The following is a 20,218-nucleotide window of genomic DNA, read 5'->3' as shown; positions in this document are numbered from 1 at the left end:
AGTCCGAAAAAAGACAAAAAAATACCGAGAGAATTCTCGGTATGATTACGTTTCTAATTGATGGTAGGCTTGATAAACAAGCTGTTTCTTCACTTGATTGCGTTTAGCCACTTCTTTGATGGCTTCTTTCGAAGACAAGTCTGCCTCTTCCATCAAGGCTGCCACCTGTTCAGCATAGCTTCCTTCATAAACGACTTCAGGGATTTCAGAAGCGCCTTCCACTAATAGACAGCATTCCCCTTTGATTGGTTGTTGGTCGAGGTATTCAATCAATTCTGAAAAGGTCCCTCGCAAATATTCTTCGTGGATTTTTGTCAATTCACGGCAGATAACTGCTTGACGTTCTCCCAATACCTCTTTCATCGTTTCGATCGTCGCTGCGATTCGATACGGTGACTCATAAAAAATCATCGTAGCTTTTTGGCTTGCCAATTCACTTAACGCTTGCTTTTGTTCTTTTTTCTTACGAGGTAAAAAACCATAAAAAAGATTCGGCTGCGGTGATAAGCCAGAAGCGATCAGCGCGGTCAAACCAGCCGTAGGTCCTGGGAGCGCAATCACTGCGATTCCTTCGACCAAGCACGCCTTGACTAATTCATGACCTGGATCACTAATGGAGGGCATACCAGCATCACTGCATTGGGCAATAGTCTTGCCCATTTGCAGCTGTTCTATCAGCTGTGGCACCCGTTCTTTATAATTGTGTTCATGTAAGCTTTTTTGCGGTGTCGCAATCTCAAAATGATTCAACAATTTCTGGGTATTTCGAGTATCTTCACTTGCGATCAGGTCCGCTTCTTTTAAAATTTTGACACATCGGAACGTCATATCTTCCAAGTTACCGATCGGTGTTGGAACAAGATACAGTTTCCCAGTGTCTTGTTTATAACTTTGCTGCTTTTGCATGTACTGCTCCTTTCGAAAAAAAGACCAGCAGAAACTGATCTTTTTTCTAACGAACCGCTTCGTCTGTCAGCTATTTGCCGCTTTCACGATAGATCACTTCTAGACAAAACGCACAAGGTTCGTCATGTTCTCTGCGAGAACCGTATAAGTCATAACAAACATGAAATCCTTCTTCGTAAATCTTTTCTAAATTCATCCGTGATTTAGAAAGCTCTTGTTTGACCGATTCAGCGGGTGCATCTGCCACTTGGTTCAACTCACGAATGTGTTCACGTAAGCGTTGATTTTCCAATTCTAATGTCGTATTTTTTTCGACGATTTCTTGCAAAGACTGCTTCATTTCCGCTAGATTATTCAAGGAATTTTGCAACTCCACTTCTAACTGATTCAATCCGTCATATATTGATCGTTTGTCCATGCTCATTATGGTCACCTACTTATTTTGTCACTAGTTCTTCATAATCATACTCGATTGGTGTTTGCCGATCATGCAAACGGACTTTGATCACTCGGCTCAACAGATCCAGCCCGACCACACGCCCTTTGCCATCTGGCGTTTCAACTTCCTTGCCGCGATCCGGCAATTCTTTTTTTGCACGCTCATACTCTTCACTTTCGTACTTAAGACAACACATCAAACGACCACATAACCCTGAAATTTTTGCAGGATTCAAGGAGAGTCCTTGATCCTTAGCCATCTTGATGGACACTGGGATAAAATCGCCTAAAAACGTCGCACAGCATAGTTTGCGACCGCAGGGTCCAACTCCGCCTAGCGCCTTTGCTTCATCCCTGACACCAATTTGCCGCAGTTCGATCCGTGTATGAAATTCACTTGCCAAGTCTTTGACCAACTCACGAAAATCAACGCGGCTTTCTGCCGTGAACGAAAAAATCAGTTTTGTGCGCTCAAAGGTATATGCCACCCGAATCAGCTTCATTGGCAGCTGGTGTGCTCGGATTTTTTCTTTCCCGATTTTCAACGCTTCGTCTGCTGCTTTTTGATTGGCGGCAGCTTGCTCCAAATCTTTTTTCGTCGCTCGACGCAGGATCGGTTTGACTGCTTGAGGCAAATCGCTCTCATTCATTTTTCTGCTTTTTGTAACCACCGTGGCAAGACATTTGGCATCTTGTGATTCCACGATGACTTGTTCATTTATGGTATAGGTCTGTTTTTTTGGTGTGTAAAAATAAATCTGGCCCACGTCATGATAACGCACTCCGACAACTTCGATCATCTCTGGTCTCCTTTTCCGGCTGCTGCGTTTTATCCATAGATGATTTTCACGGAAAATTGTTCTGCCACTCCTTGGAAAGACACATTGGCTTGCAATTTTTTTTGTGCTTGCAATGCGGCTTCAATGGCACGATTGATCTCTTTTCCCCATAAACCTTGTGCCAACAATCGATCTCGTTCCTCTTGAAAGTAAAATAACAAGAGCAAAAAGATTTCTGATTGCTGATTTTTTTCTTTTGCTAGACCCAATAATTTTTTCTGAACAAAAATAAATGCTTGCGGGTCTTTCTTCAAAAGGTAATTCACCCAACGCTTAACAGCATCCTTAGTTTCATTAAACCATTCATTCTGCGAGATTTCAACTGCTTTATGATAACTATTCGTCAAGTGGCTCAGAAGTCGACTCGTCTCTTTGGAAAGTCCTTCTTCTTGGAGCTTCTCCTGTAGTTTTTCTTTTGACAGCTGCGAAAAATGAATGATCTGACAGCGAGACTGAATCGTCGGCAAAATACGTCCTAAACTCTCAGTTTCTAAAATCGCCAAAAAGTTTCCCACCGGTTCTTCCAAAAACTTTAATAGGCTGTTGGCAGCGCTGTTGTTCATTTTGTCAGCTTGAGACAAAATAAAGATTTTCAGACGACTTTCAAAGCCGCTTTTTGAGAACTCCTCTTGCAGCTGCCGAATCTGGTCGACTTTGATCATCTGCCCATCCGGCTCGATTTGGATGACGTCAGGATGCTCTCCTTGGGCGATCCGCAGACAATTGCTGCAAGTGCCGCACGGGGCTTCTTCTTGCACATTGGTACAAAAAAGGCGTTTTGCGAGCCACAGACTTAATTCGTGCTTGCCAGTCCCCTTGTCCCCTTCAAAAAGATAAGCATGAGCAATGCGCCCATGCTTGATACTTTTTTTTAGTTGGGCAAAAACAAGAGGCTGATATTCTTGTAGAAATAACTCCTCCATGAAAAGCTCCTTTTTTAATATTGATGGAATCCGTCAACCGGTAGCACGAACACAGTTGCTCCGCCGACTTCGACTTCGACTGGATAAGGAACTTGACCGTCTAAGGAAATGTCTAAAGACATCGGTGTCGAGACATATTGTTTTCTTGATTGACAGGTTTTTTTGATCAATTCTAATGCATCTTGTACCCGATCGTCTTCAATACCAATGATAAACGTACTGTTGCCAGCCTTTAAAAACCCACCCGTTGAGGATAATTTTGTAGCACGGATATTGGCATCAATAAACTCATTTGCCAAACGATTACTGTCTTTGTCTTGTACGATTGCCATAATTAATTTCATGGGACCATCTCCTTTGTGTTATCCAACCTACTCTAGATTGACTTGAAGTAAGCAGGATACGATTCAACGATTGCTGAATAGCTGGATTCAACAACTTCTTGTAACCCCATTCTAGCATCAATCTTATGAATGCGTACAGGATTTTCTTCCGCCAGCTTAAGATACGCATGACGAACCCGTTGATGAAACTCCAATCCTTCCGAATCTAAGCGGTCATATTGATGTGCGCGGTTTTCTTGGATGCGACGCAAGCCAGTATCAGAGTCAACATCTAGATACAAGGTAAAATCAGGCGTCGTTCCTTCCGTCGCAAACTCGTTGATCCGTGCGATCTCAGGAATCCCGATGCGGCGTCCAGCTCCTTGATAGGCAAGCGAACTGTCAACAAAGCGGTCACAGATCACGATGTGTCCAGCATTTAATGCCGGCAGGACAACCTCAATCAAGTGTTGGCGGCGGGCCGCTGCATAAAGTAAGGCTTCCGTCCGCTCATCCATTTCTTCATTTCGCGGATCTAAAATAATTTTACGAATCTTTTCAGCGATTTTAACTCCGCCAGGTTCTCTTGTTTTCACGATTTTTCTTGTTGCTTCAAGCTGTAACCGAGGATACAACTCTTCGATCACACTGGTTTTTCCAGCACCATCCGGTCCTTCGATGGTTATAAACAATCCATTCACCCTAATTGCCTCCAATATCTTTATAATTCTCGGCGACCTTCTACTGCTTTTAGCAAGGTCACTTCATCCGCGTATTCAATATCGCTGCCCACAGATAAGCCATGAGCCAAACGCGTGACTTTAATACCAGCAGGCTTGATCAAACGTGACATATACATCGCCGTTGCTTCACCTTCCGTGGTCGCATTGGTCGCAATAATCACTTCTTTGACCTGATCATCATGCAGCCGCTGTATCAGCGATGCAATGTTGATATCTTCTGGACCTGTCCCTTCCATCGGGGATAACACGCCATGCAGCACATGATAAAGTCCATGATACTCCCGGACTTTTTCTAGTGCCATGACATCTTTAGGCTCTTCAACCACTAAAATCGTTTCTTTGTCTCTTGTTGGATCACTACAGATCTCACAAGGATCTTCTTCAGTTATATTTCCGCAAATACTGCAAAAGTGCAAATCTCGTTTGACACTAAGCAACGATTTGGCAAACTCATTGACGACTTCTTCTTTCATATCGATCGTATAAAATGCCAAACGTGTCGCGGTTTTTTGTCCGATTCCCGGCAGTTTCATGTAACTGTCGATCAATCGGGCGATCGGTTCAGGATATTGCACCGTCATTTCTCCTTTTATAGACCCGGAATGTTTCTTGTGTATTTGCCCATCGTTTGTTCCGATTCTTTTTCAATTTTCTTCAATCCGTCATTGACAGCTAAAATGATCATATCTTGCAGCATTTCCACATCGTCAGCATCAACGATCGCTTCATTGATAGTAATGTCTTGTAACGTCTTATCGCCAGTAAAGGTCGCTTTGACATAGCCATTTGTCGATTCGCCGATAAATTGTTTGCTGTTCAGCGCTTCTTGTTCTTTCATCATTTCTTTTTGCATTTTTTGCATTTGTTTCATCATGCCTTGCATATTTCCCATGCCTCGCATCATTATCAATCACTCCATTTTCATTAATTTTCTTCAATGCTGGTTAATTCACCAAATAACTCTTGCGCTTTTGTTACTAAGTCGTCATTTTCAGGTTCGACAGGAGCGGCTTCGGTCTCTTCTTGGTCTACTTCAATTTCCGAATCTGCCGTTGCTTGACCGCCGGCCAAAAACTCTTGCCGTAGTGCTGGCCAACTTTCTTTTGTGATAAAGACAGCCTGTGGGGCGTAGTCTTTGATCATGCGAGACAATTGATTATGGATCATCAATTGAAACTCTTGGTCGTTACTTGCTCGCTGGCATAAGATCTCATAGTCAAAAGCGATCACGACGCCCGATTCGCTGGCAGCTTTTGCTTCACTGGAATGCAGCATCGCTCTTTGCGTCACGGAAAGAGACATCAAAAGATCGTCCCAAACATTGCGAACGTTTGCCAAGTCTTTCTTCGTTGCACTTTTCAGTACTTGGAACACGCGTTCCTTTGGTAAACGGAACGTAGTGGTCGCCTTGGCTTTCTTCACTGGCGCAGTGGTTTCCGCAACGGCACCTGCCGGTCGATTCTCCTGCAGTCGTTGCACCTCTGCCTGAAGTTTTTGCAATGCTTGCCGTAACTGCGCCACTTCTTGACTATTATCAGCTGAATTGCTAGCAACAGCAGCACTTTCTGGATCATTGGCTAATTTGACCACAGCCACTTCCAGATAGATCGTAGGATTGTTCGTAAATCGTACTTCATTTTGCGTATCGTTTAAGACCGTGATCCAGTGATAGATTTTTGCTGGCGGGGTATTTTTTGCCAGTGTTTGAAACGCTTCAGTCAATTGCAGCGACTTTTCAGATAGCAGCTGCGGCGCTTGTTGATACATCAGCAAGTCTCGACAATAAACCAACAAGTTTTCCAATAAACGTCGGGCTTCTTTACCAGAGGCTAATAACTCCCGCAAGGTCGCTAACGCATCGGCAACTTCTTTTTCCCCGCAAGCTTGCATCAGACGGTCCATCATTTCATAGGACAAGCTGCCCGTCACTTCAAGAGCATCTTGGGTCGTTACGGTTCCATCACTAAAAGCGATCGCCTGGTCGGTGATACTCAAGGCATCCCGCATACCGCCTTCTGCGGCTCGCGCAATGATCTGTAAAGCTTCTGCTTCGTAATTGATCTCACTAGTAGTAAGGACCGTTTCTAAATGACCCACGATATCTTGCGTATTGATCCGTTTGAAATCAAAACGTTGGGTTCGAGAAATGATCGTTGCTGGAATCTTATGGGGCTCTGTTGTTGCCAAAATAAAGACAACATTTTTCCGTGGTTCTTCCAATGTTTTTAGTAAAGCGTTGAATGCGCCTGTTGACAGCATGTGCACTTCATCAATGATATAAACTTTGTATTCAGCTTGGGTCGGTGCATAGTTCGCACGATCACGAATAAAGCGAATTTCTTCTACACCGTTGTTGCTTGCCGCATCGATTTCGATCACGTCTTCTTGCGTCCCTGCTGTGATTGAGCGACACATATCGCACTCATTGCAAGGCTCACCGTTGACCTGGTTCGGACAATTGATGGCTTTGGCAAAAATTTTCGCTGCACTTGTTTTCCCGGTTCCTCGAGGACCCGTAAATAAATAGGCATGCGAGATCTGGTTTTGATCGATTGCATTTTTTAAGGTTTGGGTAATTGCTTTTTGTCCGACAACATCATCAAAACGCTGAGAACGCCAAACACGATATAATGCTTGATAAGCCATAGTTTTCCACACTCATTTCAAAATTCGCTACCTTCTATTATACGTAATATCAGCAAAAAAAACCACCGTTTGCGTGGGGGAATCTCAAAAGAAATGGAAATTTAATCCGCAATCTCCAATTTGTCTCTTTTATTCAAATCCACCTGCGAACGAACCGTTTATTGATGGATTTTGCGAAAAACTCCTCTCCAACTTTAGACTGATAACGTAAATCTCACCTCCTATGGTATAATGAATCTATGTTCATCTATTGTGATGAAAACAATTTAAAGGAGGACTGAAAATGGGTATTATCAAAGCGGCAACAAGCGCAATTGGCGGCGGATTAGCAGATCAATGGCTAGAGGTGATCGAGCCTGACAATATGAGCGATTCGACAGTAATGACAAAAGGTGTCAAAGTGCGGCGTAATGACAAACGCGGTTCCAACAGAAAAGGCACAGAAGATGTCATCACTGATGGCTCAGTGATCCATGTCTATCCGAATATGATGATGTTATTGGTTGATGGCGGGCGAATCATCGATTATACCGCCGAAGAAGGCTACTATACAGTGAAAAACGAATTAGCGCCTTCAATGTTAAACGGTTCATTGAAAGATGCGATTTCTGAAACGTTTGACCGCTTTAAGTTTGGTGGCGTTACACCGCAAAAACAACAAGTTTTTTATATCAATCTACAAGAAATCAAAGGGATTCGCTTCGGTACTTCCTCGCCTTTGAATTATTTTGACAACTTTTACAACGCAGAACTTTTCTTGCGGGCGCACGGAAACTATTCCTTACGAATTACCGATCCAATTTTGTTCTATACGAATGCGATCCCAAAAAACAAAAGTCAAGTCGATATCAACGACATCAACGAGCAGTACTTAGCTGAATTTTTGACCGCCCTACAAACAGCGATCAACAAAATGTCCGCTGATGGCGAACGAATTTCTTACGTTCCATCTAAGAGCATGGAATTAAGCAAATATATGGGAACAGTTCTTGATGACAGCTGGCGAGAACTCCGAGGAATGGAAATCGTTTCGGTTGCCGTCGCAAGCATCTCTTATACGGATGATTCCGTAAAATTGATCAACATGCGGAACCAAGGGGCAATGTTAGGTGACCCTTCGATTCGTGAAGGCTATGTTCAAGGTTCGGTAGCTCGTGGTATGGAATCTGCCGGTAGCAATGCCGCTGGCGCTACGACTGGGTTTGTTGGCATGGGCATGGGGATGAACGCTGGTGGCGGTTATTTGAACCAAGCGTCACAAAACAACCAACAGCAGATGCAGCAGCAACAAGCACCTGCACAAAGCAACGCAGATCATTGGGACTGCCCACAATGCGGCACATCTAATACTGGTAAATTCTGCAGCAATTGCGGCACGCCTAAACCAACGAGCGATGGACCAAGTCTGAAAATGAAATGCAGCGATTGTGGTGAAGTGATCGATTTAGCCAACGGCATTCCAAAATTCTGTCCGAATTGCGGCAAACCTTTCAAAGGTGTCCCAGTAGACTAATTGAGGAGGATTGCTGATGGATGTTATCACACATAAGTGCCCCAATTGCGGGGGCGCTTTAACCTTTGATCCTGGCGATCAAAAATTTCATTGTCCATTTTGTCTGAGTATTTTTACTGAAGACGAAGTCACTGCCTTTGAAGAAAAGCAAAAAGAAGCGCAAATGGCCGCTGATTCTTCTGTAGATGCCACGGCTGCCTCAGTGACGGAGCCGAGCCTTGAAGAAGAAGTGCAGCAACAAGCCAATGCACAAGCGGGACAGATGGACCTTTTCACCTGCCCCAGCTGCGGTGCTGAAATCGTGACGGATGCGACTACAGCTGCAACCTATTGCTACTTTTGCCATAACCCGGTCGTTTTATCTGGACGGCTTTCGGGAGAATTTTTGCCAAACAAAGTCCTTCCCTTTGCGATCGAAAAAGAAGAAGCAACGCAAAAGTTTTTAGAATGGGCGCAAAAGAAAAAATTCGTCCCACGGGATTTCTTCGACCAAGCACAAGTAGAGAAATTGACTGGCGTATACTTCCCTTATTGGGTCGTCGATGCCGAGATGAACGGCTCCCTTTCAGGAATGGGTACCTCCTTGCGTATTTGGCGCGTTGGTGATATTGAATATACTGAACACAAACAATACGATGTCTTGCGACGAGGAAAAATCAAGGTGAATGAATTGCTCAAGCATGCGCTGTCAAAAAACGTCCAACAAAAAATGGTAACTGGCGTTCAGCCGTTTCCCCTTGAAAAAGCTGTTAATTTTCGCAGTCAGTATTTAGCCGGCTTCCAAGCAGAAAAAAGAGACATTGAATACATTGATCTTTCCGACGAAGTCAAAAACGAATTATCGGGGTATGCTGAAAACCTGTTAGCAGGTACCGTCAATGGCTATACTAGTTTTAAACGCAACAATCGATCCATCAATCTAACAAAAGAAGAAAACAATTACGTTTTGCTTCCTGTATGGCTAGTGACCTATCGAGCCGATGATGAAAGCAAGAGTGCCTTTTATTATGCGATGAATGGGCAAACAGGAAAAGTTAGCGGTGTTTTACCAATCAGTTACAAACGCTTGGGAATCGTCAGTGGCGCAATTTTCGCGGCAACGACCATCCTCGCATTGATTGGAGCGTATTTCTTATGAAAAAACTATCCTATTTGTTGCTTCTGCTGGTTGGCTTTTTCTTCACCACCCTGCCCGCCTTCGCAGCCGAAGAGACAGTCGCAGACCACGCTGGACTTTTTACCGAACAAGAAATCCAGAAGTTGAATGAAGAAGCAGAAGCGCTGAATGCGAAAATCAAAGGCGAAGTGTTTATTCAAACAACGAACAGCAACACGGGAGATATCGAGTTGTATACTAATCGATATCTTTCAAGACGGATCGGCAACGACAACAATGGATCCGCTTTGGTGATCGATATGTCGCAACGTAAATTTCACGTTTCGACTTCTGGAAATATGATCGATTACCTCACCGATTCACGTCTAGACAATCTTCTTGATGCGGTATTTGACCAGATGGCAGAGGGAAATTATTACCAAGCGGCATTGGTCTATCTGCAAAAAGCAGCTGGTTTTGTGGAAGCAGGTGTTCCTGCCGATCACTATCGTATCGATCGTGATACTGGAAAAATTACTTATTACAAAGTGATGACGCCACTAGAAATTGCTATTTGCTTAGCAATCGCAGCAGTGATCAGTATCGCCTTTTTCATCATTGTTAAATCCCGTTACCAATTAAAAATGGGCGGCTACAAATTTAACTATCTAGAAAAATCAAGTATTGATCTGACCCAAAAAGAAGATCGCTTAGTCAACTCCTTTGTCACAACCAGACGCATCCCCCGTCCTTCGAATAATGGCGGAGGCGGCGGTGGTGGCGGTTTTTCTGGCGGCGGAGGCGGCAGTACGACCCACTCTTCTGGCGGCGGTACTTTCGGCGGCGGCGGACGCAGTTTCTAATCGTTAAATAGTTCTTTTGAATGTAAAAAAGAGTTCCTTCAAACGGGAACTCTTTTTTTTGCTGCTATTCATACCATGAATCGACAAGATCCTTTAGCTATCGTCACAATGATTTTGACCCTATCGCCGGTAAAGATATAGAGATCCTTTTGATAATTTCAAATGTACCTCATCGATTTTACTTGAGTATGCTTTTTATTCAAATCATTTCCTTAAACACAGAGAAATCAATATTGCCGCCGGAGACCAATGCCACAGTTTTCTTTCCTCGAAGTAAATGATCGATTTGTCCGCTTAAAATCGCCGCTGTACTTAATGCACCAGCACCTTCTGCAATGACTTTTTCCTTCAAAGCCAAGTAATGGATCGCTTGTTCGATGTCGGATTCTTCAACTAAGACCGTTTCATCGATACGGGTCTTTAAAACATCATAGGTCAGCTCCCCTGCTAAAGCAACATCACAGCCATCGGCGATCGTTCTACTGCGGCGATTGGCTACCAGCTTTTGCTGCCAGATCGAGGCGATCATACCATAAACGCCATAGGATTGAACGCCGATGATTTTGACTTCTGGACGAAGTTCTTTTAAGGCTAAAGCCATCCCAGCGATCAACCCACCACCGCCGATGGGAATAATGACATTATCAACATCTGGAAGATCCTCCAACAGTTCGATCGCAATCGTTCCTTGCCCCTCCATTACTGCCCGATCATCAAAGGGAGAGACAAAAACTTCGCCACTGTCTTTCATGGCGTCTACTGTCAGTTGCTTGGTTTCATCAAACGTCTCTCCTGCTAAAACGACTTGTGCGCCATAGCTTCTTGTCGCCTCTATTTTTGTTTTAGCAGCCGTTAATGGCATAAAGATTCGGACATTGATCCCCAGTAACGATCCTGCGAGAGCAACACCTTGCGCATGATTTCCTGCAGAACAGGCGATGACACCGCGAAGTTTTTCTGCATCAGTCAATGAAGCGAGCTTGTTATACGCCCCCCGCGCTTTAAAGGAGCCGGTACGCTGTAGATTTTCTAATTTCAAAAATATCGTGCCCTCTTTTTCTTTGCCTAAAATATTACTTGGTGCAAGTGGTGTATGGATCATGATTGGTTTCAATCGTCGATACGCAGCAGCGATCCCCTGACTGTCCGTCAACACTTCCTCAATCACAAACGTTCCCCCTTTTTTGTTTTTTTATACTCTCATTGAAGCACAGAACTTGTAGAAAAACAAACTGGGGAACTCGTACAAGCAAAGATCACTTCCCCTTTCTTTACACGTTAATGTCACCAAATATTCTTACAGAAGAATTTTCAGAAAATAATGACATTTCTTTTCTGAAGTGCTATACTTAGAAAAATTAAAAAAGGGTGTGAACGAATGACAATCGATTGGTCAAATTTAGGGTTTTCTTATATCAAAACGCCATGGCGTTTTTTGGCAACATGGAAAGACGGTTCTTGGAATGAAGGCAAACTTACCGAGGATAATTATCTGCATATCCACGAGGGCTCAACCGCTCTTCATTATGGACAGCAATGTTTTGAAGGACTAAAAGCCTACCGAAGAAAAGATGGCGGCATCAATTTATTCCGTCCAGACGAAAATAGCAAACGGATGAACCGCAGTGCCTATCGTCTGCGCATGCCAGAGGTTCCTAAGGACTTCTTCTTAGATGCGGTAAAACAAGTTGTAAAAGCAAATCAGGAATATGTTCCGCCTTATGGCAGCGGCGCCACCTTGTATATTCGTCCGCTATTGATTGGCGTCGGAGAAAACATCGGTGTCAGTCCAGCACCAGAGTACATTTTTACGGTTTTTTGTATGCCTGTCGGACCTTACTTTAAGGGCGGATTGACACCGACCAATTTCATTGTTTCTGATTATGATCGCGCGGCACCAAATGGTACTGGTGCAGCCAAAGTCGGCGGAAATTATGCGGCGAGTTTATTGCCTGGATACGAAGCCCATCAACGGAAATTTTCCGACTGCATCTATCTTGATCCAGAAACACATACCAAAATCGAAGAAGTCGGTTCTGCCAACTTTTTCGGGATCACGGCTGACAATGAATTTGTGACACCAAAATCTCCTTCTATTTTGCCAAGTATCACAAAATATTCATTGCTGCATCTAGCGCAACATTCATTAGGATTGACCCCGGTTGAAGGTGATGTTTATCTCAATGAGCTGGATCGTTTTGTCGAAGCGGGTGCCTGCGGAACAGCTGCTGTTATTTCTCCGATCGGCGGGATCCAAAACGGTGAGGATTTCCATGTGTTCTATAGCGAAACGGAAGTTGGTCCACAAACCAAAGCATTGTATGACCAATTGACCGGCATTCAATTCGGAGACATTGCCGCACCAACTGGTTGGATCTTTGACGTCCCATTGGGTTAAGCGAACCGTGTATATCCTCTTCAGCTGAACGATCCGTTGTGATCGTTCGGTTTTTCTCTTTCTATCGATCAATTTATCATCACTACATTAGAATTGATTGCCACAACTCTTTTGACTTGTTACAATCATAGCAAAGGGAGGCGTAATGATGGGCAAACGACTCGGCTATTCTTTGCTAGCAACAGCATTGTATTTGGTGGTTTCCAATATCGGTAATCTCGTTTTTGGTATCAACCGCAGTTTTAGCTGGACCACAACATTGTGGGAAGCATTTTTCTTTTTTATTTTTGTGTTCTTATTCCAACAATTTAGAAAAAAATAAGCAGTGATCCTCGCTAGTAAGAAACGGGGATCGCTGCTTATTCCTTTTGCAGGGATTTCATTTATTAAAAAAAGCGCCAAACCCCTTCATACGAATGGATTTGACACTAAGAAAAATTATTTAACTGTTACTGAAGCGCCAACTTCTTCTAAAGCTGCTTTCAATGCTTCAGCTTCGTCTTTAGAGATACCTTCTTTAACTGCTGAAGGAGCTCCGTCAACGACTGCTTTCGCTTCTTTCAAACCTAAGCCAGTTGCTTCACGAACTGCTTTGATAACTTTAACTTTTTGATCGCCAGCTGCAGTCAATTCTACAGTGAATTCAGTTTGTTCTTCAGCAGCACCAGCATCGCCAGCTCCACCAGCTACAGCTACAGGAGCTGCAGCAGATACGCCAAATTCTTCTTCGATAGCTTTAATTAAATCGTTTAATTCTAAGATTGTCGCGCCTTTTAGCTCTTCGACAATGTTTTCAATGTTCAATGCCATTTTGTTTTCCTCCATTTAAGTAAGTAGTTTAGTTTTTTAATACTGAAAAATCATGCGGCAATTATGCTGCATCTTCTTCTTTTTCTGCCACTGCTTTGACAGCGTAAGCCACGTTGCGGATAGGTGCTTGTAGCACAGATAGCAACATAGAAAGAAGTCCTTCGCGGTTTGGCAATTTCGCCAATGCAGTAATTTCTTCCAATGAAGAAACTTTGCCTTCGATGATACCGCCTTTGATTTCTAAAGCTTTTGCGTCTTTTGCGAAATCGTTAATGATTTTTGCAGGTGCAACAACGTCTTCGTTACTGAATGCTACGGCAGTAGGACCAGTGAATACTTCACCTAAACCTTCTAGACCAGCTTTTTCAGCAGCACGAGAAAGAATTGAGTTTTTGATAACTTTCATCTCAACGTTTGCATCACGCAACTGTTTACGTAAGCGAGTTACTTCATCAACAGTTAGTCCACGGTAGTCAACAACGACTACAGATGCGGCTGCAGAGAATTTTTCACTCACTTCATCAACGATCGCGGATTTTTTAGCGATAGCTGCTTCACTCATTTATATTTCACCTCCTGATTTTGATGGAAGAGTTTCTTCGAAACGAACGGTTCCTTTGTCTTAAAAAAAGACAATAAAAAACTCTATGCCACCGTAGACATAGAGGGACTATTGAAGGTTCTCAATAAACGTCCTCGGTAGGAAATTAAGGCAAATGCCACCTACTGTCTTCGGTACAGTTAAACTTTTAACCTTGACTACCTTACCATAGATAAGGCAGTCAAGTCAATAAAAGTTTTAAATTTTTGTAATAAATTAGAAAGAAGCTTGTTCTACATGGATCCCAGGTCCAAATGTTGTTGTAACTGAGATATTTTTCATGTATTGACCTTTTGCTGCTGAAGGTTTAGCTTTCAACAATGTTTCATGGATCGTTTTGAAGTTTTCGATCAATTTGTCATCTTCAAAAGAAACTTTTCCGATTGGTACGTGGATGTTTCCAGCTTTGTCAACACGGTAAGTAACTTTACCAGCTTTTACTTCGTTAACTGCTTTTGTTACGTCCATTGTTACTGTACCAGTTTTAGGGTTAGGCATCAAACCTTTAGGGCCTAATACACGACCTAATTTACCAACAGTAGCCATCATGTCAGGCGTTGCAACAACAACGTCAAAGTCGAACCAGCCACCTTGGATTTTTTGAACCATATCGTCGTCACCAACGAAATCAGCACCAGCTGCTTCTGCTTCTTTGGCTTTATCGCCTTTAGCAAAAACTAAAACTGTTTGTGTTTTACCAGTACCGTTTGGTAATACAACCGCGCCACGGATTTGTTGATCCGCTTTTTTAGGGTCTACGTTTAATTTGTAAGCAACTTCAACCGTTGCGTCGAATTTTGCAATATTTGTTTCTTTTGCCAAAGCTACTGCTTCTTCAACTGAATAAGCTTTTGTAGCATCAACTTTTTTCAATGCTTCTTGCATTTTTTTGCTTTTTTTAGCCATTTTGTTTCCTCCTTGATGTGGTTATAACGGTAGAACCTCCCACGTGTCCCATATTTTTCAATATGAAGCCGACTGAGAAGCTACTTCCTTAGGGCTGTAATTATTCTACAGTGATCCCCATGCTTCGTGCAGTTCCTTCAACCATGCGCATTGCTGCTTCAACGTCAGCTGCGTTTAGGTCTTCCATTTTCAATTCAGCGATTTCTTTTACTTGATCGCGTGAAACTTTTGCAACTTTTGTTTTGTTTGGTTCGCCTGAACCTTTTTCAACGTTTGCTGCTTTTTTCAACAATACTGCTGCTGGTGGTGTTTTTGTAACGAAAGTAAATGAGCGGTCTTCGTATACAGAGATCACTACTGGAATGATCAAACCTGCTTGATCAGCTGTACGAGCATTGAATTCTTTAGTGAATCCCATGATGTTGATACCCGCTTGACCTAGCGCAGGACCTACCGGCGGAGCTGGTGTTGCTTTACCTGCAGGAATTTGCAATTTAACGATTTTTTCTACTTTTTTTGCCACGAGACATACCTCCTTGAGTCCGTGATGTGGTTAATTGGAGATCCAAATTTCTCCTCCCACTTTGGTGATTCATGTGCACACACAAAAAACGTGTGACGAAAGCACACTGGAATATTATAGCATCTTTAAGGAATAATTCAAGGTTTTTCAGCTGTTTTTTTCGAAAAAATACTCACCAGCGCTTTTCGTTATTCCTTCGCTAAAAAAATAAATAAAAATCCCTTGCTTTTGGTCTGCTTTTTTCATTCTCTCATTTTTTATGCTACACTACTACTGGAATTCTTCCCTATTCGTTTACTACTATCGAGGTGAAAAAAATGGAACAATTAAAATACCGCAGTGTATTTGATATAATCGGACCCATCATGGTGGGTCCCAGCAGTTCTCATACAGCCGGTGCTGCCCGGATTGGAAAAATCGTTCGCAGTATTTTTGGCGAACAGCCAGACAGTGTAGATATCCTGTTGTATGAATCGTTTGCCAAAACCTATCGCGGTCATGGAACCGATATTGCGTTAGTTGGCGGTCTCTTAGGCATGGAGCCAGATGACGCTCGCCTAGCAGACTCTTTAAAAATCGCTTATGAGAAAGGGATCGAAGTCCTATTCGTTCCTAAAAAAGAAAAAGCGGAACATCCAAATATGGTCAAGATGATTTTGACAAAAGGTAGCCACAGACTATCCGTCACTGGTATCTCGATTGGTGGTGGTAATATTCAAATCTCAGAGCTTAACGGCTTCAAAATTTCTCTGACGCTGGGTACGCCAACTTATGTGATCGTCCATCAAGATGTTCCAGGAATGATTGCGAAAGTAACCAATTTACTATCAGAGGCTCAAATCAATATCGGTACGATGACCGTTACAAGAGAAGCTGTCGGTGATAAAGCAATCATGATCATCGAAGTCGATCAGCGCAATGATCAGCTGGCGCAACAAATCAAAGTTTTGCCACACGTTTACAGCGCTGCGTATTTTGATTAAAGGAGAAAAGGCACATGTTCTATACAATAGAAGAATTAGTAACAGAGAGTAAAAATTATCCGTCCGTTGCAGAGATGATGATTGCGATCGAAGCAGAAAATACTGGCCGAAGTCGCGAACAGATCCTTGCAATCATGGAAAAGAATTTAGTTGTTATGGAACAATCAGTCGCTGAAGGTGTCTCTGGTGTTAAATCGGTGACGGGATTGACCGGTGGCGATGCGACACGGATGAACGACTACCTTGCTGCCGGTGATTTTTTAAGCGGAGAAACCATTCTACAAGCGGTCCAAAATGCCATTGCAGTCAATGAAGTCAACGCGAAAATGGGCTTGATTTGCGCCACTCCGACTGCCGGTAGTGCGGGTGTTGTTTCTGGTGTATTGATGGCCGTGCGTGAACGTTTGGCACTGACTCGAGCGCAACAAGTCGACTTTTTGTTTACAGCCGGCGCCTTTGGTCTGGTGATTGCCAACAATGCCTCGATTTCCGGTGCCGAAGGCGGTTGTCAAGCGGAGATCGGTTCTGCTAGCGCAATGGCTGCGGCGGCTTTGGTTTGTGCAAAAGGTGGCACCCCTCACCAAGCGGCTCAAGCGGTGGCGATCACCCTCAAAAATATGATGGGCTTGATTTGTGACCCTGTCGCGGGCTTAGTCGAAGTCCCATGCGTGAAGCGCAATGCCCTGGGATCTTCCCAAGCCTTTATCTCTGCCGACATGGCACTGGCAGGAATCGAAAGTGTTATCCCACCTGATGAAGTGGTCTTAGCGATGTATCAAGTCGGTCGCCAAATGCCTAGCATTTTCAAGGAAACGGCTGAAGGCGGTCTAGCCATGACACCGACTGCTCAACGCTTGCAGGCAGAAATCTTAGAAGCCAATCGTTGATTTTTTTAGAAACGAACACGAATAAAAACCAACCAAGAACAACCAATCGTTGCTTGTTTTTGGTTGGTTTTCATTTTCCCATAATTTCCAGCGACGAAAAGACAAGTAACCCCCGTTTGTTAAACAAGTAACAAATGACATTGGCGGTTTTTCTACTCCCACTCGCCGACCCTATAGTGTTTCTTTGGGGCAACGGGTTTTAATACCTTCACAGGCTCGGAAAATTTAGGTTTCCCTTCTGTTTGATCCAACGTGACCAATGGCTGCTCGCTTTCTTGTGCTTTCAAGTCCATTTGTGGTTTTTCTTCCTGGGTAGCTTGTGCCTGATCGGCTGATTTTTGCCAGAGCTGTTTGCTGAGATCCAACAAGGGAATGATCATCATGGCGACTAACCCGCCAGAAAAACCGTTGTTATACAAGTTCAAGCCACCATGTAAGAAATCAATATTCAGTACCATAGAGGCGTGCACAAAGCCAACCACCAAGCCCCCTTTCCAGCCATAGGCATTCGTTACTGCACAGAGCATCATCCCAAAAATCGCTGATGTGACTGTGACCGTCTCGTTGATAGTATACACACTCAATAGGTTGGCGATCGTCACTCCTGCCAATAAAGGGAGTGAGTTAAAGACATGAGAGCCACAAGCAGAAAAGCCGATGACACAAAAGATCGCACCGATGACAGGTCCATTTAAAACCGCACCAATACTGACAACGTAAGCCACTAGTAAGAATGTCATTAACCCCATATTGATCATGGTATTGTAGACGCCGGTATCACGTAAAATATCGCGTTCGATTTTGCCACTATGCGACCAAATCGCTCGCATATTCAATCGTTTTTTCTTGATCGCCATCAGCGAACCATAGCCTACGAGCATACTTCCTAAAACCAGCATCATGAAAATCAAACGCGGTTGCTGTTCTTGTGACACCATTGTTCGCAGCTCGATCGTTAGGCCAAACATTCGGCAGATGGCAGCGACCAGTGTACATAGCATCCCTGAAGTAAATCCCGCACTGTATAGACTGACGCTTTGAAACAGCGCTTGAAAGTATAAGGCCATAGGAACCATCAAAAAACCGGTGAAGATCCCAATGCCATACCCCATCACTAGACTAAAGTATGGTGGTAAGGAATCATTGAAAGCAAAATAGCTGACGATTGGGGAAACCGATGACCCATAGAGGGCGATCAACAGAAATTTTTTCAGTGGTTCGTTCATAAAATACGAATACAGGCGGACGCCTAAAAATATTGGGATAAAATTCAGGAGATTTTTTCCAAAAAAGCCATAGCCAGTCACCATGAAGATCGCAGAGACTGCACCGCCCGTGATCGGTACCCGATAGTGATAGCAAATCGAGATCGCTACAAAGGTCATCAGACTGCTATTTAACAAAGCCGTCCCTACCGAGGTAATGGCAATATAATCGGTGACTAAATGACTTTCCGAAAACAAAATCAACTTGAGCTCTTCGATTGCCACCATTGGATCAAAAAACAACATAGCAAAGAAAAATAGCAGCAAATTGAAAAGAAATAACAAGCTATATCCATTATGTACAGAGATCATCCCTTTACCATGGGGATGAAAATCATTGTGAAACTTTACTCTAAAAAAAGTGACTAGTTTTGACATAGGACCCCTTCCTCTTATAAAGCGCTTACTGATTTTGAGAAAAAAAGTGGGCCAACGAATTGGTCCACTTTATTCTCATTACTGTTATTTTACCGTAAAAGAGTCATTCTTGCTAGTGAATCCAGTAGTTAAATCTTATCTACTTGCTCAAAATCAAGTTCTGTACTCGTTTCACGACCGAACATATCGATGTTCACTTTTAGTTTTTGTTTTTCTTCATCGATTTCTGCTACTTGTCCTTCTAGACCAGAAAACGCACCTTCGATGATTTTGACGGTTTCGCCAATTTCTACTTCCAGTTCAACTGTCCGAGTGCTCATACCGATCGAACGTAAAATTGAATTGATTTCTTCTTGTAATAAAGGCGCTGGCTTGCTTCCTGCACCATGGGAACCAACGAAACCTGTTACCCCAGGAGTATTACGTACAACGTACCAAGATTCATCCGTCATGACCATTTCAACTAATACATAGCCAGGAAATGTTTTATGAACGATTTCTTTGGTTTTGCCGTTTTTTTCTTCTGTTTCTACTTCTTCGGGAACGACGACACGGAAAATATAATCACCCATACCCATGCTTTGTGCACGTGACTCTAGGTTCGCTTTTACTTTGTTTTCATAGCCAGAATACGTATGCAGTACATACCAATTTTTTTCAAAAGATTCCATTTTTTTCGGACTCCCCATCTTTTTGTAAAATAAAAAAACCTCAGCTGCACCGAAGTTTTTCCTCAAAGCGATTATAGCATGATTTGCGATAAATGACTAGCGCTATCAGTAAGAAGTCTTACTTTAGGATCCAATTGAAGACTGTTTGAATCAGTGTGTCCATCACAAAGAACATCAATGCAAAAATAATGGTTGTTTGAATCACCACAAAGGTATCTTTACGTAATTGCTTTTTCGATGGCCAAGAAACGTTTTTCATTTCTTCAACAACATTTTTCAAAAATTTCATTTGATTCCCTCCTTACTTCGTTTCACGATGCAACGTATATTGATTACAATACTTGCAAAATTTGTTGATTTCAAGGCGTTCGCCTTTTTTACCTTCACTGACTGATTTTGAATAGTTGCGGGATCCGCAGACAGAACAAGCCAAAGCAGCTTTTTTTGTTGCCATCTTAGTGTCCTCCCCCTTTTTATAAAGTTTTCCAACACTAAAAATACCATTT

25 protein-coding genes and 1 other annotated feature are annotated in these 20,218 nt (G+C 43.0%); of the genes, 7 read left to right on the top strand and 18 right to left on the bottom strand.

From position 1 onward, the window contains the following. Window positions 1-45: 45 nt before the first annotated feature. The 9 genes from rsmI to dnaX form a co-directional block, all read right to left on the bottom strand. Complete coding sequence (gene rsmI / locus IGJ15_RS06110; RefSeq protein ID WP_015509949.1) at window positions 46-906, bottom strand: 16S rRNA (cytidine(1402)-2'-O)-methyltransferase; 861 nt, start codon at window positions 904-906, stop codon at window positions 46-48. A gap of 70 nt (window positions 907-976) precedes the next feature. After that, window positions 977-1,324 (bottom strand): DNA replication initiation control protein YabA, encoded by a 348-nt coding sequence (locus tag IGJ15_RS06105; RefSeq protein WP_026008088.1) that lies wholly within the window; start codon window positions 1,322-1,324, stop codon window positions 977-979. 19 nt (window positions 1,325-1,343) lie between these two features. Next, window positions 1,344-2,144: a PSP1 domain-containing protein gene (locus IGJ15_RS06100; protein ID WP_005229821.1), complete on the bottom strand. Its 801-nt coding sequence runs from the start codon at window positions 2,142-2,144 to the stop codon at window positions 1,344-1,346. Between the two features lie 29 nt (window positions 2,145-2,173). Continuing rightward, on the bottom strand, window positions 2,174-3,106 hold the full coding sequence (gene holB, locus IGJ15_RS06095; protein ID WP_015509950.1) for a DNA polymerase III subunit delta': 933 nt from the start codon (window positions 3,104-3,106) through the stop codon (window positions 2,174-2,176). 14 nt (window positions 3,107-3,120) lie between these two features. Further along, window positions 3,121-3,450: a cyclic-di-AMP receptor gene (locus tag IGJ15_RS06090; protein WP_005229817.1), complete on the bottom strand. Its 330-nt coding sequence runs from the start codon at window positions 3,448-3,450 to the stop codon at window positions 3,121-3,123. Window positions 3,451-3,482: 32 nt separating this feature from the next. After that, complete coding sequence (gene tmk, locus IGJ15_RS06085; RefSeq protein ID WP_005229815.1) at window positions 3,483-4,130, bottom strand: dTMP kinase; 648 nt, start codon at window positions 4,128-4,130, stop codon at window positions 3,483-3,485. 20 nt (window positions 4,131-4,150) lie between these two features. Next, window positions 4,151-4,747 (bottom strand): recombination mediator RecR, encoded by a 597-nt coding sequence (gene recR, locus IGJ15_RS06080; RefSeq protein ID WP_005229813.1) that lies wholly within the window; start codon window positions 4,745-4,747, stop codon window positions 4,151-4,153. A gap of 14 nt (window positions 4,748-4,761) precedes the next feature. Continuing rightward, window positions 4,762-5,076, bottom strand: coding sequence for a YbaB/EbfC family nucleoid-associated protein (locus IGJ15_RS06075; RefSeq protein ID WP_005229811.1), 315 nt, complete (start codon window positions 5,074-5,076; stop codon window positions 4,762-4,764). 20 nt (window positions 5,077-5,096) lie between these two features. Further along, window positions 5,097-6,818 (bottom strand): DNA polymerase III subunit gamma/tau, encoded by a 1,722-nt coding sequence (gene dnaX / locus IGJ15_RS06070; protein WP_015509951.1) that lies wholly within the window; start codon window positions 6,816-6,818, stop codon window positions 5,097-5,099. Between the two features lie 283 nt (window positions 6,819-7,101). On the opposite strand from dnaX, the gene IGJ15_RS06065 reads away from it, so the two are divergent. From IGJ15_RS06065 to IGJ15_RS06055, 3 genes are read left to right on the top strand one after another with little or no spacing between them, the layout of a single operon-like run. Continuing rightward, window positions 7,102-8,331 carry an SPFH domain-containing protein gene (locus IGJ15_RS06065; RefSeq protein ID WP_010749514.1) on the top strand — a complete coding sequence of 410 codons (1,230 nt, stop codon included), beginning with the start codon at window positions 7,102-7,104 and terminating at the stop codon, window positions 8,329-8,331. Between the two features lie 16 nt (window positions 8,332-8,347). Beyond that, on the top strand, window positions 8,348-9,469 hold the full coding sequence (locus IGJ15_RS06060) for a TFIIB-type zinc ribbon-containing protein (RefSeq protein ID WP_311902342.1): 1,122 nt from the start codon (window positions 8,348-8,350) through the stop codon (window positions 9,467-9,469). After that, a complete protein-coding gene (locus tag IGJ15_RS06055) occupies window positions 9,466-10,290 on the top strand; it encodes a TPM domain-containing protein (protein ID WP_121261039.1) in 825 nt (274 codons plus the stop codon). Before IGJ15_RS06060 ends, IGJ15_RS06055 begins: the two co-directional genes overlap by 4 nt. A 199-nt stretch (window positions 10,291-10,489) precedes the next feature. On the opposite strand, the gene IGJ15_RS06050 is transcribed toward IGJ15_RS06055, so the two are convergent. After that, entirely contained in the window at window positions 10,490-11,458 is a 969-nt protein-coding gene (locus IGJ15_RS06050) for a pyridoxal-phosphate dependent enzyme (RefSeq protein ID WP_175496481.1), read from the bottom strand. Window positions 11,459-11,668: 210 nt separating this feature from the next. On the opposite strand from IGJ15_RS06050, the gene IGJ15_RS06045 reads away from it, so the two are divergent. Together IGJ15_RS06045 and IGJ15_RS06040 are read left to right on the top strand one after the other, a co-directional pair. Beyond that, on the top strand, window positions 11,669-12,688 hold the full coding sequence (locus tag IGJ15_RS06045) for a branched-chain amino acid aminotransferase (protein WP_311902337.1): 1,020 nt from the start codon (window positions 11,669-11,671) through the stop codon (window positions 12,686-12,688). Between the two features lie 148 nt (window positions 12,689-12,836). Next, on the top strand, window positions 12,837-13,010 hold the full coding sequence (locus tag IGJ15_RS06040; protein WP_005231922.1) for a hypothetical protein: 174 nt from the start codon (window positions 12,837-12,839) through the stop codon (window positions 13,008-13,010). Between the two features lie 116 nt (window positions 13,011-13,126). Here IGJ15_RS06040 and rplL read toward each other — a convergent pair whose 3' ends face one another. The 4 genes from rplL to rplK form a co-directional block, all read right to left on the bottom strand. Then, window positions 13,127-13,498 carry a 50S ribosomal protein L7/L12 gene (gene rplL / locus IGJ15_RS06035; RefSeq protein ID WP_003127081.1) on the bottom strand — a complete coding sequence of 124 codons (372 nt, stop codon included), beginning with the start codon at window positions 13,496-13,498 and terminating at the stop codon, window positions 13,127-13,129. A gap of 61 nt (window positions 13,499-13,559) precedes the next feature. Continuing rightward, the gene (gene rplJ / locus IGJ15_RS06030) at window positions 13,560-14,060 is read right to left on the bottom strand and encodes a 50S ribosomal protein L10 (protein ID WP_016610861.1); all 501 of its coding nucleotides are present in this window, start codon (window positions 14,058-14,060) and stop codon (window positions 13,560-13,562) included. A gap of 65 nt (window positions 14,061-14,125) precedes the next feature. Further along, window positions 14,126-14,252, bottom strand: a sequence feature (ribosomal protein L10 leader region). Between the two features lie 63 nt (window positions 14,253-14,315). Further along, the gene (gene rplA / locus IGJ15_RS06025; protein ID WP_005229790.1) at window positions 14,316-15,005 is read right to left on the bottom strand and encodes a 50S ribosomal protein L1; all 690 of its coding nucleotides are present in this window, start codon (window positions 15,003-15,005) and stop codon (window positions 14,316-14,318) included. A 100-nt stretch (window positions 15,006-15,105) separates the two neighbouring features. Continuing rightward, window positions 15,106-15,528, bottom strand: a complete 423-nt coding sequence (gene rplK, locus IGJ15_RS06020; RefSeq protein WP_005229787.1) for a 50S ribosomal protein L11 — start codon at window positions 15,526-15,528, stop codon at window positions 15,106-15,108. Window positions 15,529-15,845: 317 nt separating this feature from the next. On the opposite strand from rplK, the gene sdaAB reads away from it, so the two are divergent. Together sdaAB and sdaAA are read left to right on the top strand one after the other, a co-directional pair. Beyond that, window positions 15,846-16,511 carry an L-serine ammonia-lyase, iron-sulfur-dependent subunit beta gene (sdaAB, locus tag IGJ15_RS06015; RefSeq protein WP_201705083.1) on the top strand — a complete coding sequence of 222 codons (666 nt, stop codon included), beginning with the start codon at window positions 15,846-15,848 and terminating at the stop codon, window positions 16,509-16,511. Window positions 16,512-16,525: 14 nt separating this feature from the next. Continuing rightward, complete coding sequence (sdaAA, locus tag IGJ15_RS06010) at window positions 16,526-17,398, top strand: L-serine ammonia-lyase, iron-sulfur-dependent, subunit alpha (protein WP_081118463.1); 873 nt, start codon at window positions 16,526-16,528, stop codon at window positions 17,396-17,398. A 152-nt stretch (window positions 17,399-17,550) separates the two neighbouring features. On the opposite strand, the gene IGJ15_RS06005 is transcribed toward sdaAA, so the two are convergent. The 4 genes from IGJ15_RS06005 to rpmG form a co-directional block, all read right to left on the bottom strand. Next, entirely contained in the window at window positions 17,551-19,041 is a 1,491-nt protein-coding gene (locus tag IGJ15_RS06005) for a DUF1576 domain-containing protein (protein WP_430599345.1), read from the bottom strand. Between the two features lie 128 nt (window positions 19,042-19,169). Beyond that, window positions 19,170-19,712 (bottom strand): transcription termination/antitermination protein NusG, encoded by a 543-nt coding sequence (gene nusG, locus IGJ15_RS06000; protein WP_005229769.1) that lies wholly within the window; start codon window positions 19,710-19,712, stop codon window positions 19,170-19,172. 118 nt (window positions 19,713-19,830) lie between these two features. Next, window positions 19,831-20,001, bottom strand: a complete 171-nt coding sequence (gene secE, locus IGJ15_RS05995; protein ID WP_005229766.1) for a preprotein translocase subunit SecE — start codon at window positions 19,999-20,001, stop codon at window positions 19,831-19,833. Between the two features lie 12 nt (window positions 20,002-20,013). Then, on the bottom strand, window positions 20,014-20,166 hold the full coding sequence (gene rpmG / locus IGJ15_RS05990; protein ID WP_005229764.1) for a 50S ribosomal protein L33: 153 nt from the start codon (window positions 20,164-20,166) through the stop codon (window positions 20,014-20,016). Window positions 20,167-20,218: the final 52 nt, after the last annotated feature.

The organism is Enterococcus sp. AZ079, assembly GCF_050547255.1.
GTDB classification, from domain to species: domain Bacteria; phylum Bacillota; class Bacilli; order Lactobacillales; family Enterococcaceae; genus Enterococcus_D; species Enterococcus_D casseliflavus.
Note: the sequence above shows the minus strand (reverse complement) of the source record. Positions and strands in the feature narration are given on the sequence as shown.